Genomic DNA, 18,188 nt, shown 5'->3' on the forward strand with positions numbered 1-18,188 from the left:
TGGTCTCCTGGACTTATTCTTATCTGGAAAGCTATGCAGGGAGCCAAGGCGTGTAAGTCGCCTTGAGATGAGGCGTGTGTCGCGAATTGGTTGTCGGACGGTTTTTGGAGTATAGATGTGCAAACTTCTAATAAGAACGCACATAAAAGCCGGTCCATCATGCAAAAAAACATCACGTCTTTAGGTTCGCTGAACTGGGACGACCTCAAGTTTTTCCTCGAAGTCGCCCGCACCCGCAAGGCCAGCACCGCGGCCAAGCGCCTCGCGGTGGACTACACCACCGTCTCGCGCCGCATCAGTTCGCTGGAAACCGCGCTGGGCACTTTGCTGTTCGAGAAGTCGCGCACCAGCGGCTTCGTGCTGACCGCCGAGGGCCAGCGTTTGCTCGGTTACGCCGAGTCGATTGAAAGCACTTTGCACATGGCGTGCGAGCAGGTTTCGGGCTCCGGCGTGGCGCTGTCCGGGCATGTGCGGATGGGCTGCACCGAAGGTTTCGGGAGTTTTTTCATCACCCCACAGCTCAGCCATTTTGTCGATGCCTACCCGGCGATCTCGGTCGATATCCTGCCGCTGCCGCACTTCATCAGCCTGTCCAAACGCGAGGCCGATATCGTCATCGCCCTCGAACGTCCGGAGCATGGGCCGTACGTCTGCTGCAAACTCTGCGACTACAAATTGCAGCTCTACGCGACCCAGGATTATTTGGACAAACACCCACCCATCCGCCGCCCGGCTGACTTGGCAAAACATTCGTTCATCAGTTATGTCGATGACTTGGCGTTCAGCTCGGAGCTGCTGTACCTGGCCAACGTGCTGCCCGGCGCCAGCGCCAACTTGCGCAGCACCAGCGTGATCGCGCAATTCGTCGCGGCGCAGCAAGGGCGGTCGCTGGCGATCCTGCCGTGCTTTCTGGCGGCGCAGGACTCACGGCTGCTGCCGGTGTTGCCGGCGGAAATCAACATCACGCGGCAGTTCTGGATGTACTGCCGCGAGGACCTGAGGAAGCTCAAGCGGATCACCCTGTTGTGGGATTACATCCGCGAGGTGACTGAGCAGAATCGGAGTTTGTTGATGGGGGAAAGTCGGGAAATGCTGTTTGCCGATTAATCGGCAATCACCACGATCGCCACCCGGCGATTCTCGGTGCGGCCCGCCGGGGTGTCGTTCGACGCTACCGGTTCGGTGCTGCCGAGGCCTTGCAACTTGATGTTCTGTTGTTTCATTCCGACTGAGGTCAGCACATTGCCCACGCTTTTCGCGCGGCGCAGGGACAGTTGCTGGTTGTAGGTTTCTTTACCCGAACCATCGGTGTGCCCGTCGACCCGCACCCGCTCGATGCCGGCGCCTTGCAGCGCTTTACCGATGCCCTGGACGATTTCGGTGCTTTGCGCATTGAGGGTTTCGACGTCGCTGCCGAACAGGACTTTGCCGGACAGGCCAAACGCCCAACCTTCATCAGTCAGCTCGAAACCTTGTTGTTTAAGCACGGCAATCTGCGCCGGGGTCAGGCCTTGTTGCGGGACGGTCTGGCAGCCGGTCAACGCCAATAACGCCATGAACAGGGTGACGGCGAAAAATCGCAGGGAACGCTGGGGAATCGAAAACACGGAAATTAGCTCCTGGTTTGAACGTGGGCTGGGTGCTCCGACCCGGCCGTTTGTTGGGCGCCTCGGGACAGGCGCTTGGCTTGGTACATCGCGGCGTCGGCGGCATTGAGCAGCGCCCCCGGCGTGGAGCCATGATCGGGGTAGACCGCGACGCCGATACTGAGAGAGGTCAACACCGTGGTGCTGCCGGGCAAGGTGATCGGCACTTCCATGCTGGCGAGGATTTTGTCGGCAATGCGCTCGGCGTCTTCGTTCTTGTGCAGCGGTGTCAGCAGCACGGCGAATTCGTCGCCACCGAGGCGCGCCACCAGGTCTTCTTCGCGTAACTGCGCCCGAACCCGAGTGGCCACCGCGACCAGCACCGCGTCGCCCGCCGCGTGGCCGAAGCTGTCGTTGATTTCCTTGAAGCGGTCGCTGTCGAGGAACAACACCGCCACGCGTTCGTTGAGTTTGTTGGCATTGCGCAACGCACGAATCAACCGACCTTCGAAATAAGCCCGATTGGGCAACCCGGTGAGGCTGTCATGACTGGCCTGATGGGCGAGGGTTTCGTTCTCGCTTTGCAAATGGGTTTGCCAGGATTCGAGTTCATCAAGCAAGGCATTGAAGTCGTTGCCGAGGTTGTCCAGCTCGGCGATGGCGGCGGGCGGCACGCGTCGGTCGAAGGCGCGTTCGCTGCGTGCGGCGTGCGCCACCGCGGCGAGGCTGCGCAACGGGCCGGTGATGCCGCGCAATTGTCGACGCGCCAGATACAACGCGACCCAGGCACTGACGGCCGTGCACAAAATGATTCCCACCAACCCACTGAGCAAGAAGCGCAGGAGGCTGCCGCCGTGACCGGTGAGCTCGATGCTGCCGATTTCCTGGCCCTGATGGACGATCGGCATGCTGATCGGTTTTTCCAGAAACGCCTTGGCGATCTGCATTTCGAGATCAGAGAGGAATCCGGTTTCCGGGCGCTGCCAACGGGCGAGCAGCACGCCTTGCTCGTCGAGCACCCGCGCGTCGGCGACTTCTTCGGTAGAGGCGATCAAGGCCAGCGCTTCGGTGGCAGCCGCCTTGTCGTTGAACACCACCGCCGCTTCGACGGTGTAATTGATCGAGCGCGCGATCAGGTGCAGGTTATGGTCGGCGTAGACCCGCAGGGCCAACACGCCGAGGAACGTCAGCGATACGCTGGCCATGGCCACGCCGACCAGCGCAACAATCAAATGGCCGCGGCCAATGACCGAACGCAACGTGGGGCGATGACTCGATTTGAATAGGCTCATGGTGCCGCCGGCTTGCGGCGCGACAGTTGCAGCACGCTCGGGTGAATGCGCACGCCACTGCGCGCGACGGAATCGAGGTTGACCTCGAAGGACACTTGATCATCGCTGACCCGCAGGCAAAACAGACTGCCAACGGTGCACGGGTCGCTGCCTTCGCTGATGCTCAATATCGGTTGCCCGATCAACGAGGCAAACAAACGGCCGCGCTCATCGGCGGTCAGTTTGCCGATGTACACGGCATCACAATCGCTGGCAATCGCCGGATTACCGGCAAGCAAGCGTTGCACGGTGACGGGACGTCCGCTGGCCTGGGTCGAGCCCTTGACCAGGTCGTCGGTGTATTGAGTCGGGCCGACCACGCACAGGCGCAGTTGCGCAGGCTCGACCGGCCAACGCGCGTAACTGAGAATCCCGAGCACAACCTGGGTCACCGCTTTGGCCCGTTGGTCGGCCATGCTGACGGCGGTTTCAGGTTGAGCGGATGTGACACCGGTCAGCAGACAGAGCACGACAACAAGCAATAGTTGCTTGCAGCCGGTAACGCTCTCTGTCACCCGGACAGCCAACTTCATGCAGGGATTCTCTTCGATTAAACGCAATGATGCCGCAACGATAGCACAGCACCGAACACCCCGCGAGGCCGCTAAACACGGGACTTGCAGCCAGTTTTATGTCGTCAACCGATTGGCAGTTCAAGCGCTAGACTCAATGCCCTCGTCCAACTCCAGCATCAGCCCGCTGAGGCGCTTCACTTTGCGTTGCACCGCCTCCTCGAACACGCCCGCGCGAGGCTCGATCAGGGTGAACCAGTCCTTGGCGCGGGTGATGCCGGTGTAAATCAATTCTTTGGTCAGCACCGGATTGAGAGCGTCCGGCAGGATCAGCGCCGTGTGCGCAAACTCCGAACCCTGGGATTTGTGCACGGTCATCGCGTACACCGTTTCGACATCGTTGAGCCGGCTCGGCAGGACAAACCGCACGCCACCCTGTCCGTCGTTGCGCGGGAACGCGACACGCAAAACCGGTTTGCCGGCCTCGGGGCCGTCGCGCTCGGGCAATTTCAGCGCGATGCCGATGTCGCCGTTCATCAAGCCCAGACCGTAATCGTTGCGCGTCATCAGCACCGGCCGACCTTCGTACCACTGCTGATCACCGTCGATCAAACGCGCCTTGAGCAAGGCTTCGGTGATGCGCTGATTCAGGCCTTCCACGCCCCACGGCCCTTTGCGCACGGCGCAGAGCAACTGGAAAGTGTCGAAAGCGTTCAGCACTTGCCGCGCCCATTCGGTCCAGCGTGGATCATCGAGGCTGCTGCCCAGCGCGGGCCGCTGATCGCGCAGCAGGCTCAGGTAATGGCGATAACCGTGTGGCCCGTCGTTGTGCCCGTCGAGCAGCAAGCGCTCCAGCGCTTTGTCCTGCTCACCCTTGAGCGGCAGGGAGAACACGTCTTTGAAGTTGCGTTCGGCCAACAGCTTGCGCGCCTCATCAGGCTGCTGCTGATTGACCCATCGCGCCAATTGGCCAATGCCGCTGCCTTCGCCGAACCGGCGTGAGTGGCGCAACATCACCACTTGTTGGGCCAACGGGTGCGTGCCGTCGGTATCTTCGTGCAGCCCACTGGCCTCAAGGCTTTCACCGCTGACGGCTTGCAGCCATTGGCGAGTCTGCGGACTGTACCAACCGCCCTCGGCATCGCGGCACAGATCCCCGAGCACGGCGCCCGCTTCCACCGAAGCCAACTGATCCTTGTCACCCAACAACACCAGCCGTGCATGCGCCGGCAAGGCATCGAGCAGATTGGCCATCATCTCCAAATCGATCATCGAGGCTTCATCGACCACCAGCACATCCAACGGCAATCGGTTACCGGCGTGATGACGGAAATGCCGAGTACCGGGACGACTGCCAAGCAAACGGTGCACGGTGGTGACCTCGGAGGGAATCTTCTCGCGCACCGCTTCGGCGACTGTCAGCGATTGCACTTGCTGGCTGATGGACTCGGTGAGCCGCGCAGCAGCCTTGCCGGTAGGCGCAGCCAGACGAATACGCAATGGTTTGCCGGCTTCCACGGCAGACGCTTGAAGCAGCGCCAACAAGCGCACGACGGTAGTGGTCTTGCCGGTCCCCGGGCCGCCGGTGACGATACTGAACGCGCTGCGGGTAGCGAGAGCACACGCAAGTTTTTGCCAGTCGATTACCTCGCCGGGTTTGGCTGGACCGAACAGGCCGGTCAAGCGTTGCAGCAGATCCGCAGGCGTCGCTTCGTGTTCGGCCAAGCGTTGGCGCAGGGCATTGTCGATGCGCCGTTCGTAGGTCCAGTAACGACGCAAATACAGGCGTTTGCCCGACAGCACCAAAGGTCGCTGGCGCGCCGCTTCGCTGCCATCGACCGCCAACGCCACCAGACTGCTGGCCGCCAGCGCCTTGCACCAGTGGGCGCCGTCCAGCGCTTCGAGCAATTGCGACGGCAGCAACATCGCTCCACTTTGCACATCACCTTCCGGCGGCAGCGACAGGGCAAAATCCGGTGCTTTCAGGGTTTCGAACAGGTCCAGGCAGACATGGCCGTGACCGAGCTGGTGACTGGTCAACGCAGCGGCGAGCAACACCAGCGGATCGTCATCGGGCGCGAGTTCGTGGAGAAACGCGACAAACGCTTTGTCCAGCGCTCGCAGCCAGCCGCGTTCGACCCAGCGTGTCAGCAGCAGCAGAAGATCCTCGGCGCGGCTGAGCGGCGCCAGGTCGGCCAGGCTTTCGGCCGCGAGCGGCGTCGGCAGCAGATCGGCGAAGGTGCGGCTCATAGCAGTTCTCCCTGTTCCCAGGCGGGCTCAGCCTTGGGTTCGGCCTTGCCCTGGAACAGCCGGTCCAGTCGTTCGATCAATTCCCGCGGCGGCCGGGCGAAATAAACGCCTTGGCTGGCCGCGCGAGTCCCGCGCAGGAACAGGTACAAGGCGCCACCGATGTGTCGGTCGTAATCGTAGTCAGGCAGCCGCGCCTTGAGCTGGCGATGCAGTGCCAACAGGTACAGCACGTATTGCAGGTCGTAGCGGTTGTCGAGAATTGACTGTTCCATGGCCTGCTCGGTGTACGCCGCATCGTCGACGCCGAGCCAGTTGGATTTGTAGTCGGCGACGTAATAACGGCCTTCATGCTCGAACGTCAGGTCGATGAAACCCTTGAACATGCCATTGAGTAGCACCGGTTCGGCGGCCACGCGCGCCACGCCGTTGTGGGTGTGTTGGCGCACCAGTTCATCAAGTTTGAGCACGTCGACCGTGTGGCTGGCGAACCAGAACTCCATTTCGACGCGATATTGGCTCAGTTGCTCGAAGACCACCGGTGGCTGCCCGCCACCAATGTGCAGCGGCGAGCGCAGCAGGTGTTGCAGCCAGTCGCTCAACGTGACGATCCAGCCTTCCCAGCCGCGTCGGTTGCAGCGACGGCCCACCGCGTCTTCCACGGCTTTCGGTGAAGCATTAAAACCTTCATCGCCGGCCCATTCGAGCAAACCGTGGAGGAATGTGCCAGGGTTTGGACCACGCGGAAAGCGGTGAATGTCGGCGCCGCCGGTAGCCACTTCGCGTGGCGCTTCGGGATCCAGACGTTCATCGTCGAAGAGCTTTTGCGCCTGCGGATTTTCCGGCGCTTCGTCGCTGCCCACGCTCATGCTGTCGCCAATGCGCAAGGCACTGTATGAAGCAATCCACCAGTTTTCACTGGCCTTGCGCTTGGGGATCAACGGCGCGAGCAAAGTCGCCTCGTTGCGCGGCGGATGGTAGAGCTCGGACGTCGCCTCGGGCATTTCGCTGTAGCTGAGCGCGGGGCAGTCTTGCTGCAAGTCTTCGAGCCAACGCGTCAGACCGGCGGATTCGGCCAGTGCCGCGCCGCCGCCCAGCAGGTAACCCAATGCTGACAGGTGCAGCACCGAGCTGTTGTTATTGCCACGTTTGAGATCAGTGACACCCAGCCAGCACGCATGCTGCGCGCGGGTCAGCGCGACGTAGAGCAGGCGTAAATCCTCGGCCAGACGCTCGTCATCGGCCAGGGCGATCAACTCGGCAGTCGGTTTCAGCGTTACTTGCGCCTTGCCCGCCGCGTCGTGGTAATGCAATGGCAGACGACTGCCGTCCACCGGTTTCGCCGAGCAGATGAACGGCAGGAACACCAACGGATACTCGAGGCCCTTGGATTTGTGGATGGTGACAACCTTGACCAGTTGTTCATCACTTTCCAGACGCAGGATCTGTTCTTCTCCAGCCTGCCCCGACAACGCCAGGTGCTCGGACAGATGGCGAATCAGCGCTTGTTCGCCATCCAGTTCGGCGGCTGCTTGTTGCAGCAGTTCGGAGAGGTGCAAAAGGTTGGTCAATACCCGCTCGCCGTCGCTGCGGGTGATCAATGCCTGGGGCAACTGGAAGTCGTGCAGCAAGCGCCGGAGCATCGGCAGCACGCCTTGCTTGCGCCAGATCTCGCGATAACGGCGGAACTGCATGACCCGCGCTTCCCAGGCCAATTCGTCCTGATTCAACTGCTCGAGCTCTGCCAACGAGAGGTTCAGGGTGATGCTGGCGAGCGCGGCACGCAATGGGCGTTCGGCGTCGGGTTCAGCGCAGGCCTTGAGCCAGGTCAGCAGGTCATGCGCCTCCTGAGCGGCGAACACCGAATCCTTGTCCGACAGGTAAACACTGCGCACACCACGAGCAGACAGTTCACCGCGCACGGCTTGGGCCTCTTTGCCGTCGCGGACCAGAATCGCGATATCGGCCGGCAACAGTCCGCGGAACGCTTTACCGTCCTGGGTGAATCCCGCCAGCCCCTGTTGTCCGCCATTGAGCAGCGCGGTGATTTCGCTGGCACACGCGGCGGCCAGTTGTTGTCGATAAACCACACCGGACAGCGGTTGATCGGCGACCAGATGCCAGATGTTCAGCGCTGCCACGCTTTGCCCATCGATGTGCAGAACTTCCTTGCGGCCCTGGGATTGCACCGGCAGGAACGGCACCGGATTTTCGCCGCTGTCCTCGCGAAAGAGAAACGCACCGCGTCCGGTTTCTCGCAATTCGGCGCGCTCGAAAACGTGGTTCACCGCGTTGACCATGCCGTGGCTGGAGCGGAAGTTGGTGCCCAGTGTATGCAAGCGTCCGGTGGTGGCCTGGCGGGCGCGCAGGTAGGTATAAATGTCGGCGCCGCGAAAGGCATAGATCGCCTGTTTCGGGTCGCCGATCAGGAACAGTCCGCACTCGGGATTATTCTCTTCGATGCGATAGATGCTCTCGAAGATGCGGTATTGCACCGGGTCGGTGTCTTGGAATTCGTCGATCAACGCCACCGGGAATTGTTCACGAATCAGGCTGGCCAGGCGCTCGCCGCCGTCGGCCTGCAGTGCTGCATCGAGGCGCAATAACATGTCGTCAAAGCCCATCTCTGCGCGACGACGTTTTTCCTCTTCGAATCGAGCACCGACCCACTGCGCGGCGTGCTGCAGAACCGCCGCGTCGGGCGTCGGCAATCCGTCGAGACTGAGCTTCAGGCCGGGCATCGCGTCCAGGCCCGGATGACGAGGCACTTCACCCTTCCAGGCTTCTGCCATGCCATCGGGCGTCAGGCGGGTGAAGCCAGTGCCGATGTCGAGTTGCTCGAGGGCTTCGTCCGCCGCCCAGGCTTTGATTTTCTCGAACCACGGTTCGAAGTAGCGCGCCTGCATCTTGCGTCCGTCGACGGTTTTACTCGCCACGCCCTGCTGGCAGATTGCGAGCAATTCGTCTGCCCATTGTTGCCAAGGCATCTTCAGGTCGACCAGCGCGGTGCGTCGTTCGAGCAAACTTTCGGCGATCAACTCGGCAGGTTCTTTGCCCTGAATGCTCTCGCGCTCGCTGGCAAACAGACCTCGCACGCGCGGCAGCAATGCGGCAGGGCCGCCCCAATTGGTGCGAACCCAACTTAGCGCATCGTCCTGCATCGGGTAGCAAAACAGCCGCCAATAATCGCGCAGCACTTCACCGAGCAAATCGCTGTGATCGGTTTCCAGGGTCTGGGTAAACAGACTGCCGCTGTCGAACGCATGTTCGCGCAACATGCGCTGACACCAACTGTGGATGGTCGAGACCGCCGCTTCATCCATCCATTGCGCTGCGATGTCGAGGCGATTGGCGCAACCGGACCATTGCTCGGGAGAAAACTCTTCGCGCAACTCGGCAATCAGGCTATCGGGGGCTGGCGTCTCGTCGCGGAAGTAGCGGGCAGCCTCAGCAAGGCGGGTTCGAATGCGTTCGCGCAGCTCTTTGGTGGCCGCATCGGTGAACGTCACGACGAGGATTTGCGGCGGCAGCAGTTCACGTCCAAACCCGCTGGATTCGCCGCCATGGCCAAGGACCAGCCGCAGATACAGCGCGGAGATGGTGAAGGTCTTGCCGGTCCCGGCACTGGCCTCGATCAGTTGGCTGCCACGAAGTGGGAAGGCCAGCGCTAATGGTTTGTTCGTATTCATGAGCGCGCACCTTCGCTGGTCAATGATCGCCAAGGTGCTTCAAGCAATGGCCGGTATAAAGAGTCGCACCAACCGGCGAATGTCTCGTCGGCGACAAGACTGTCGTAATTGGCAAACTGCCGCGCAAGTGCCGGACTTTCGCGGCGCTCGCCATCGGTGGTCTGGCCGTCCCCTTCATAAGCTTTGCGCGCGGCGGCCTCGGCTTTGACCGGGTCGGCTTGACCGAGCCAGGCAAACGCGGTTTTGACGGCGATCGGCAGTGGCTGGCGCATACCGGTTTGCCAGGCGAGCAGCAGGTTGCCGAGCGCTCGCAATGCGGCGCCCTTCTCCAAGGGTTCGAGCAAAAGGCTGTCGTCACTGGCGACCAGCGCGGTGGTCATCGACAAACCACTGGCGCAGGCAACCAGATGATTGACCCACGGACGAGTCAGTCGATGCCACTTGCGCGTCTTGATCGAGCCGATGCTGTTGGGAATGGTGGTAACCGAGAGTAGACCACCGTCGGCGCGTTGATGCAGCCCACTGAGCCAGCCTTCGAGGCGCAAGCCGTGCAATTCCAGACTCACCGGCAAGGCACTGGTGAGCGGCGTTGGCCATAACGTCAGAAGTTGCTGGTAGCGTTGCAGCAGGTCTGGGAGCGGCTCGATCAACTCTCGTTGCAGCCATTCGCCAAAACCGGCCATTGGCAGCAGCCCGCTGTTTTGCAGACTCAGCGCATGAGCCTCCAGCGCTTGATCGGCGTTCTCCAGTTGGCCCAGTGCGGCTTGGAGCAAACTGTCGCTGAGGCTATAGCGCTGCAGTGCGTCGAGGACAAACGGTTCTTCGTCGGCCAGCGGCACTTCGGCGGCTTCGAAGAATACTTTCAGGCGTTGGCTGAAGAAATGTCTGACAGGGTTGCGGAGGAAATCCTGTAACTGTCCGAGGCTCAGCGGTTCGTCCTGAACATAAGGTTCAAGGACCTCGGCGTCGGTTGCAGGTTTTTTCGACTGGTGAAGCACTTGCCACTCGCTGGCATAACTGAACAGCGCATCGCCTTCGTGGAAGTAACGGGCACTGAACGGTTGCAGGGGATGCTCCTGGGTCATCGCCTCAAGCAACGATTCATCCTCGTCATTCAGCCGCCAACCGCTGGCCAGGTGATCACGCAGTTGGCCGATCAACACCGAGGCTGGGCGTTCGCTGTTATCGCGAATGCTTCGGCCGACCCAGGAGATATATAGTTGATTTCGCGCGGACAACAGCGCTTCCAGCAGCAGGTAGCGATCGTCTTCACGCCGGGACCGATCGCCGGGACGGTAATCGCTGCCCATCAAGTCAAAGTCCAGCGGCGGCTGCGCGCGTGGGTAATCGCCGTCATTCATTCCGAGCAGGCACACCAGTTTGAAAGGGATCGCGCGCATCGGCATCAATGTGCAGAAATTCACCGCGCCGGCGAGGAAACGCTGAGACAAGCGCCCTTGGTCGAGACCGGCCAGCCAGGCTTCGCGCACTACGGTCAGCGGTAGTTCATCCTGCAACCCTACCGACTCGCAGGTATCCAGCCAGGTTTCGCGCAGCTCTTCGAGTTGAGCCAGCAGATAATCGTCGTGTTCATTACTGGCCTTGAAAAACAACTGCACCAAGCCTTGCAGTCGCACGCCCCACTCTTTCGGCGGCGCCGGTTGGGTGAGCTCCTGATGGGCGATTTCCAGCGCATCGAGCAGGGCGACCAAAGGACCGATCAGTGCGGCATCGAGCCCGCCAATTTCGTCGTAAGGCTCGATGCCTTCGCAGGCACTGGCGCTGCCCACGGCGTAACCCAGCAGCATGCGGCGCAGGCCGAAACGCCAACTGTTCTGCTCCAGTTCTGGCGGCAGACCGAGGCCGGCCCGCTGTTCGGCATTCATACCCCAGCGGATGCCGGCGCCTTCGATCCAACGATGCAGCGTCGGCAAGTCACGCTCTTCCACGCCGAATCGGGCCCGGAGGGCGGGCACATCCAGCAGGTCGAGGATCTCGCTGACCGGGAAACGGCTGTCCGGGAGCTTGAGCAGGTGCTCGACGGCGATCAATAGTGGATCGCGGCCACGCTGGCCCTGATCGGCCAAGGTGAATGGAATGAAGCGCGGGTCATAACGTTCCAGCTGACCGAACACCGCGCGGATATGCGGCGCGTAGCTGTCGATATCGGGAACCATGACGATGACGTCGCGAGGCCGCAGGTCTGGATCGGCACTAAAGCGTTCGAGCAATTGATCGTGGAGAATCTCGACTTCGCGCTGTGCGCTGTGGGCAATGTGGAAGCGAATCGAGTGGTCGCTTTGCAGATTGACTGCCGGCCAATGCTCGCGAGTTTCGTTTAATGGACGCAGTTCGAGGATGTCGTCCTGTAACTGATTGAGCATGTTTTGCGGATTGTTTTCGCTGAACAGGTCGATGCGACCATCGCGAAAAGCCGCGCGATAGCTGTTCGGGTCATCGTAGCTGTCGAGCAGGCTGATGTAGTCGCGCCCTTGTTTACCCCACGCCGCCAATAAGGGATGTGCATGTTGGTGAAGGGTTTGCGGATCGAGCACAACCGGCATCCCGCTTTTGCGCGACTGCCGTTTGTATTGATGCCGCAGCAAGTCCTTATCGGCGACGATGTCTGCCCAATGGTAACGACATGGGTTGTGCACGCAGAGCAGGACCTGACTGAATCGCGCCAATCCGGCAAGAGCTTCAAGTGCTTGTGCGGGTAGTGAAGAAATCCCGAAAACGATTACTCGGGACGGTAAACCGGCAGGCGCTTCATCGAGGCTGTTGATGCGCTCAATGAAACGCTGGTGGACACCGGCACGGCTCTGCGCCATGCCTTGCTCGCCGACATCCAGAAGCAGCGCGCGCCACAACTCCGCTTGCCAGCAATTGGCTGGGGTCAGCGGCTTCGCTTCGCCTCTGCCATTCCTCAGTTGATGTTTTCCTTCCGCCCAATCTTCGAGCCAGTCGGCTCGGTAGACCTGATATTGGTCGAACAGATCGGCGAGGCGTTCAGACAACTGATAGCGTTTGCGCAGATCGGTGTCGTGGGTAAGAAAGCGCTGCAGAGGTTCGAAATGCGGTTGGTCGATTAACTGCGGCAGCAGTCTCATCAGACGCCAGGTCAGTGGTGCTTTATCGAGCAGGGATTTGACCGGGATTTCATCTCGGCCAAGGACCATGCGATACACCTGCCACATGAAACTGCCCGGCAATTGCACATCGATTGCCGCGGCGATACCGCAGCCGCCCATGTCGTCATCTTCAGGGTCTTCGGCGAGTGCGAGCTTCAGCCATTGAGCAATGCCGTTGCTCTGAACCAAGGCTATTTCATTTTCCAGGGGAGCCAGCGGGTATTGCCGCATTACGCCGATCACCAGGCTGCGCAGTTCATCAAGACTGTTGCTTTGAACCACCATAAACCCGGCATTGAGGGACGCTGCGTCCGGCATAAAGGCTTCCTTGGGTAAATACAAAAGCTAGGGCCGAACCTTAGCATTGTCGAGGGACTGTGACAGCCGCAAGGCGTCCGAGAATGCTGTAGGAACTTTTCCACCGGACAAACAAAACCCCTACCTGCATACGCAGATAGGGGTTTCGGAATTTAATCTTGACGATGACCTACTCTCACATGGGGAAACCCCACACTACCATCGGCGATGCATCGTTTCACTGCTGAGTTCGGGATGGGATCAGGTGGTTCCAAAGCTCTATGGTCGTCAAGAAATTCGGGTACCAAATCGTGGCCAGATGGCCGCGCTTCAGCAAATTGGGTATGTGACAGCTTCGGTATTTGTGTGTGGCTTTGTGCACAGTCGAACTTTCGGTTCATTGCGTCTTCACACACCGCAATCTGATGCTCTTTCGAGTAGTCAAATTGCTTGGGTGTTATATGGTCAAGCCTCACGGGCAATTAGTATTGGTTAGCTCAACGCCTCACAGCGCTTACACACCCAACCTATCAACGTCGTAGTCTTCGACGGCCCTTCAGGGGACTCAAGGTCCCAGTGAGATCTCATCTTGAGGCTAGTTTCCCGCTTAGATGCTTTCAGCGGTTATCTATTCCGAACATAGCTACCCGGCAATGCCACTGGCGTGACAACCGGAACACCAGAGGTTCGTCCACTCCGGTCCTCTCGTACTAGGAGCAGCCCCTCTCAAATCTCAAACGTCCACGGCAGATAGGGACCGAACTGTCTCACGACGTTCTAAACCCAGCTCGCGTACCACTTTAAATGGCGAACAGCCATACCCTTGGGACCGGCTTCAGCCCCAGGATGTGATGAGCCGACATCGAGGTGCCAAACACCGCCGTCGATATGAACTCTTGGGCGGTATCAGCCTGTTATCCCCGGAGTACCTTTTATCCGTTGAGCGATGGCCCTTCCATACAGAACCACCGGATCACTAAGACCTACTTTCGTACCTGCTCGACGTGTCTGTCTCGCAGTCAAGCGCGCTTTTGCCTTTATACTCTACGACCGATTTCCGACCGGTCTGAGCGCACCTTCGTACTCCTCCGTTACTCTTTAGGAGGAGACCGCCCCAGTCAAACTACCCACCATACACTGTCCTCGATCCGGATAACGGACCTGAGTTAGAACCTCAAAGTTGCCAGGGTGGTATTTCAAGGTTGGCTCCACGCGAACTGGCGTCCACGCTTCAAAGCCTCCCACCTATCCTACACAAGCAAATTCAAAGTCCAGTGCAAAGCTATAGTAAAGGTTCACGGGGTCTTTCCGTCTAGCCGCGGATACACTGCATCTTCACAGCGATTTCAATTTCACTGAGTCTCGGGTGGAGACAGCGCCGCCATCGTTACGCCATTCGTGCAGGTCGGAACTTACCCGACAAGGAATTTCGCTACCTTAGGACCGTTATAGTTACGGCCGCCGTTTACCGGGGCTTCGATCAAGAGCTTCGCGTTAGCTAACCCCATCAATTAACCTTCCGGCACCGGGCAGGCGTCACACCCTATACGTCCACTTTCGTGTTTGCAGAGTGCTGTGTTTTTAATAAACAGTCGCAGCGGCCTGGTATCTTCGACCGGCATGAGCTTACGGAGCAAGTCCTTCACCCTCACCGGCGCACCTTCTCCCGAAGTTACGGTGCCATTTTGCCTAGTTCCTTCACCCGAGTTCTCTCAAGCGCCTTGGTATTCTCTACCCAACCACCTGTGTCGGTTTGGGGTACGGTTCCTGGTTACCTGAAGCTTAGAAGCTTTTCTTGGAAGCATGGCATCAACCACTTCGTGTTCTAAAAGAACACTCGTCATCAGCTCTCGGCCTTAGAATCCCGGATTTACCTAAGATTCCAGCCTACCACCTTAAACTTGGACAACCAACGCCAAGCTGGCCTAGCCTTCTCCGTCCCTCCATCGCAATAACCAGAAGTACAGGAATATTAACCTGTTTTCCATCGACTACGCTTTTCAGCCTCGCCTTAGGGACCGACTAACCCTGCGTCGATTAACGTTGCGCAGGAAACCTTGGTCTTTCGGCGTGGGTGTTTTTCACACCCATTGTCGTTACTCATGTCAGCATTCGCACTTCTGATACCTCCAGCAAGCTTCTCAACTCACCTTCACAGGCTTACAGAACGCTCCTCTACCGCATCACCTAAGTGATACCCGTAGCTTCGGTGTATGGTTTGAGCCCCGTTACATCTTCCGCGCAGGCCGACTCGACTAGTGAGCTATTACGCTTTCTTTAAAGGGTGGCTGCTTCTAAGCCAACCTCCTAGCTGTCTAAGCCTTCCCACATCGTTTCCCACTTAACCATAACTTTGGGACCTTAGCTGACGGTCTGGGTTGTTTCCCTTTTCACGACGGACGTTAGCACCCGCCGTGTGTCTCCCATGCTCGGCACTTGTAGGTATTCGGAGTTTGCATCGGTTTGGTAAGTCGGGATGACCCCCTAGCCGAAACAGTGCTCTACCCCCTACAGTGATACATGAGGCGCTACCTAAATAGCTTTCGAGGAGAACCAGCTATCTCCGAGCTTGATTAGCCTTTCACTCCGATCCACAGGTCATCCGCTAACTTTTCAACGGTAGTCGGTTCGGTCCTCCAGTTAGTGTTACCCAACCTTCAACCTGCCCATGGATAGATCGCCCGGTTTCGGGTCTATTCCCAGCGACTAGACGCCCTATTAAGACTCGCTTTCGCTACGCCTCCCCTATTCGGTTAAGCTCGCCACTGAAAATAAGTCGCTGACCCATTATACAAAAGGTACGCAGTCACCCAACAAAGTGGGCTCCCACTGCTTGTACGCATACGGTTTCAGGATCTATTTCACTCCCCTCTCCGGGGTTCTTTTCGCCTTTCCCTCACGGTACTAGTTCACTATCGGTCAGTCAGTAGTATTTAGCCTTGGAGGATGGTCCCCCCATATTCAGACAAAGTTTCTCGTGCTCCGTCCTACTCGATTTCATGACTAAGAGATTTTCGCGTACAGGGCTATCACCCACTATGGCCGCACTTTCCAGAGCGTTCCGCTAATCTCAAAGCCACTTAAGGGCTAGTCCCCGTTCGCTCGCCACTACTAAGGGAATCTCGGTTGATTTCTTTTCCTCAGGGTACTTAGATGTTTCAGTTCCCCTGGTTCGCTTCTTAAGCCTATGTATTCAGCTTAAGATACCTAACTTATGTTAGGTGGGTTCCCCCATTCAGACATCTCCGGATCAAAGTCTGTTTGCCGACTCCCCGAAGCTTTTCGCAGGCTACCACGTCTTTCATCGCCTCTGACTGCCAAGGCATCCACCGTATGCGCTTCTTCACTTGACCATATAACCCCAAGCAATCTGGTTATACTGTGAAGACGACATTCGCCGAAAATTCGTAGTACTCAAAGAGCCACTCACAAATTTTACCTTAGCCTGATCCGTTACCAGTGAAAGTAACGTCCAGTCTATCTTTCTATCACATACCCAAATTTTTAAAGAACGATCTAATCAAAGACTAGAAATCAATATTCATAGTTGAATATTCATTTCTAAACTCTAACGACACAAGCCACCTTGAAGGCTGACTTTTCGTCTTTACAGTGAATCAAGCAATTCGTGTGGGAACTTATGGAGCAGCTGATGTCGTCGATTAAGGAGGTGATCCAGCCGCAGGTTCCCCTACGGCTACCTTGTTACGACTTCACCCCAGTCATGAATCACACCGTGGTAACCGTCCTCCCGAAGGTTAGACTAGCTACTTCTGGTGCAACCCACTCCCATGGTGTGACGGGCGGTGTGTACAAGGCCCGGGAACGTATTCACCGCGACATTCTGATTCGCGATTACTAGCGATTCCGACTTCACGCAGTCGAGTTGCAGACTGCGATCCGGACTACGATCGGTTTTCTGGGATTAGCTCCACCTCGCGGCTTGGCAACCCTCTGTACCGACCATTGTAGCACGTGTGTAGCCCAGGCCGTAAGGGCCATGATGACTTGACGTCATCCCCACCTTCCTCCGGTTTGTCACCGGCAGTCTCCTTAGAGTGCCCACCATTACGTGCTGGTAACTAAGGACAAGGGTTGCGCTCGTTACGGGACTTAACCCAACATCTCACGACACGAGCTGACGACAGCCATGCAGCACCTGTCTCAATGCTCCCGAAGGCACCAATCCATCTCTGGAAAGTTCATTGGATGTCAAGGCCTGGTAAGGTTCTTCGCGTTGCTTCGAATTAAACCACATGCTCCACCGCTTGTGCGGGCCCCCGTCAATTCATTTGAGTTTTAACCTTGCGGCCGTACTCCCCAGGCGGTCAACTTAATGCGTTAGCTGCGCCACTAAGAGCTCAAGGCTCCCAACGGCTAGTTGACATCGTTTACGGCGTGGACTACCAGGGTATCTAATCCTGTTTGCTCCCCACGCTTTCGCACCTCAGTGTCAGTATCAGTCCAGGTGGTCGCCTTCGCCACTGGTGTTCCTTCCTATATCTACGCATTTCACCGCTACACAGGAAATTCCACCACCCTCTACCATACTCTAGCTTGTCAGTTTTGAATGCAGTTCCCAGGTTGAGCCCGGGGATTTCACATCCAACTTAACAAACCACCTACGCGCGCTTTACGCCCAGTAATTCCGATTAACGCTTGCACCCTCTGTATTACCGCGGCTGCTGGCACAGAGTTAGCCGGTGCTTATTCTGTCGGTAACGTCAAAACAGATACGTATTAGGTAACTGCCCTTCCTCCCAACTTAAAGTGCTTTACAATCCGAAGACCTTCTTCACACACGCGGCATGGCTGGATCAGGCTTTCGCCCATTGTCCAATATTCCCCACTGCTGCCTCCCGTAGGAGTCTGGACCGTGTCTCAGTTCCAGTGTGACTGATCATCCTCTCAGACCAGTTACGGATCGTCGCCTTGGTGAGCCATTACCTCACCAACTAGCTAATCCGACCTAGGCTCATCTGATAGCGCAAGGCCCGAAGGTCCCCTGCTTTCTCCCGTAGGACGTATGCGGTATTAGCGTCCGTTTCCGAGCGTTATCCCCCACTACCAGGCAGATTCCTAGGCATTACTCACCCGTCCGCCGCTCTCAAGAGAAGCAAGCTTCTCTCTACCGCTCGACTTGCATGTGTTAGGCCTGCCGCCAGCGTTCAATCTGAGCCATGATCAAACTCTTCAGTTCAAACATCTTTGGGTTTTTAAGAAACCCTAAACTTGGCTCAGCAATCGTTGGTTACATCTTTGATTTCTCGCGGAGTAACTTGTGATGCTGATAATCTTGTTGACTATCAGTCTGACTCCACAAGCACCCACACGAATTGCTTGATTCAGTTGTTAAAGAGCGGTTGGTTAAGATCTTTCGTCTCAACCGAGGCGC

The 18,188-nt window shown here is 58.1% G+C and carries 7 protein-coding genes and 3 rRNA genes; 1 reads left to right on the forward strand and 9 read right to left on the reverse strand.

What is annotated here, in order from left to right; genetic code table 11:
* The first annotated feature begins 159 nt into the window (after positions 1 to 159).
* A complete protein-coding gene (locus tag BLU01_RS09080; protein WP_092273690.1) occupies positions 160 to 1,107 on the forward strand; it encodes a LysR family transcriptional regulator in 948 nt (315 codons plus the stop codon).
* Here the strand turns inward: BLU01_RS09080 and BLU01_RS09085 are convergent.
* The 9 genes from BLU01_RS09085 to BLU01_RS09125 form a co-directional block, all read right to left on the reverse strand.
* Positions 1,104 to 1,556, reverse strand: coding sequence for an OmpA family protein (locus tag BLU01_RS09085; RefSeq protein WP_092281539.1), 453 nt, complete (start codon positions 1,554 to 1,556; stop codon positions 1,104 to 1,106). The two genes, BLU01_RS09080 and BLU01_RS09085, sit on opposite strands and share 4 nt — an antisense overlap.
* A 56-nt stretch (positions 1,557 to 1,612) precedes the next feature.
* Positions 1,613 to 2,878 carry a diguanylate cyclase domain-containing protein gene (locus tag BLU01_RS09090; RefSeq protein WP_092273693.1) on the reverse strand — a complete coding sequence of 422 codons (1,266 nt, stop codon included), beginning with the start codon at positions 2,876 to 2,878 and terminating at the stop codon, positions 1,613 to 1,615.
* Positions 2,875 to 3,450, reverse strand: a complete 576-nt coding sequence (locus BLU01_RS09095; protein ID WP_092273696.1) for a YfiR family protein — start codon at positions 3,448 to 3,450, stop codon at positions 2,875 to 2,877. The genes BLU01_RS09090 and BLU01_RS09095 overlap by 4 nt, the downstream gene beginning before the upstream one ends.
* A gap of 120 nt (positions 3,451 to 3,570) precedes the next feature.
* The gene (recD, locus tag BLU01_RS09100; RefSeq protein ID WP_092273699.1) at positions 3,571 to 5,679 is read right to left on the reverse strand and encodes an exodeoxyribonuclease V subunit alpha; all 2,109 of its coding nucleotides are present in this window, start codon (positions 5,677 to 5,679) and stop codon (positions 3,571 to 3,573) included.
* Entirely contained in the window at positions 5,676 to 9,365 is a 3,690-nt protein-coding gene (gene recB / locus BLU01_RS09105; RefSeq protein WP_092273702.1) for an exodeoxyribonuclease V subunit beta, read from the reverse strand. The genes recD and recB overlap by 4 nt, the downstream gene beginning before the upstream one ends.
* Positions 9,362 to 12,814 carry an exodeoxyribonuclease V subunit gamma gene (recC, locus tag BLU01_RS09110; protein WP_092273705.1) on the reverse strand — a complete coding sequence of 1,151 codons (3,453 nt, stop codon included), beginning with the start codon at positions 12,812 to 12,814 and terminating at the stop codon, positions 9,362 to 9,364. The genes recB and recC overlap by 4 nt, the downstream gene beginning before the upstream one ends.
* Before the next feature lie 156 nt (positions 12,815 to 12,970).
* Positions 12,971 to 13,086, reverse strand: a 5S ribosomal RNA gene (rrf, locus tag BLU01_RS09115).
* A 168-nt stretch (positions 13,087 to 13,254) separates the two neighbouring features.
* Positions 13,255 to 16,146, reverse strand: a 23S ribosomal RNA gene (locus tag BLU01_RS09120).
* A gap of 310 nt (positions 16,147 to 16,456) precedes the next feature.
* Positions 16,457 to 17,993 (reverse strand): 16S ribosomal RNA (locus BLU01_RS09125).
* The 16S, 23S and 5S rRNA genes sit together here, the layout of an rRNA operon.
* Between the last annotated feature and the right edge of the window lie 195 nt (positions 17,994 to 18,188).

It is taken from the genome of Pseudomonas prosekii (assembly GCF_900105155.1).
Taxonomy (GTDB): Bacteria; Pseudomonadota; Gammaproteobacteria; order Pseudomonadales; family Pseudomonadaceae; genus Aquipseudomonas; species Aquipseudomonas prosekii.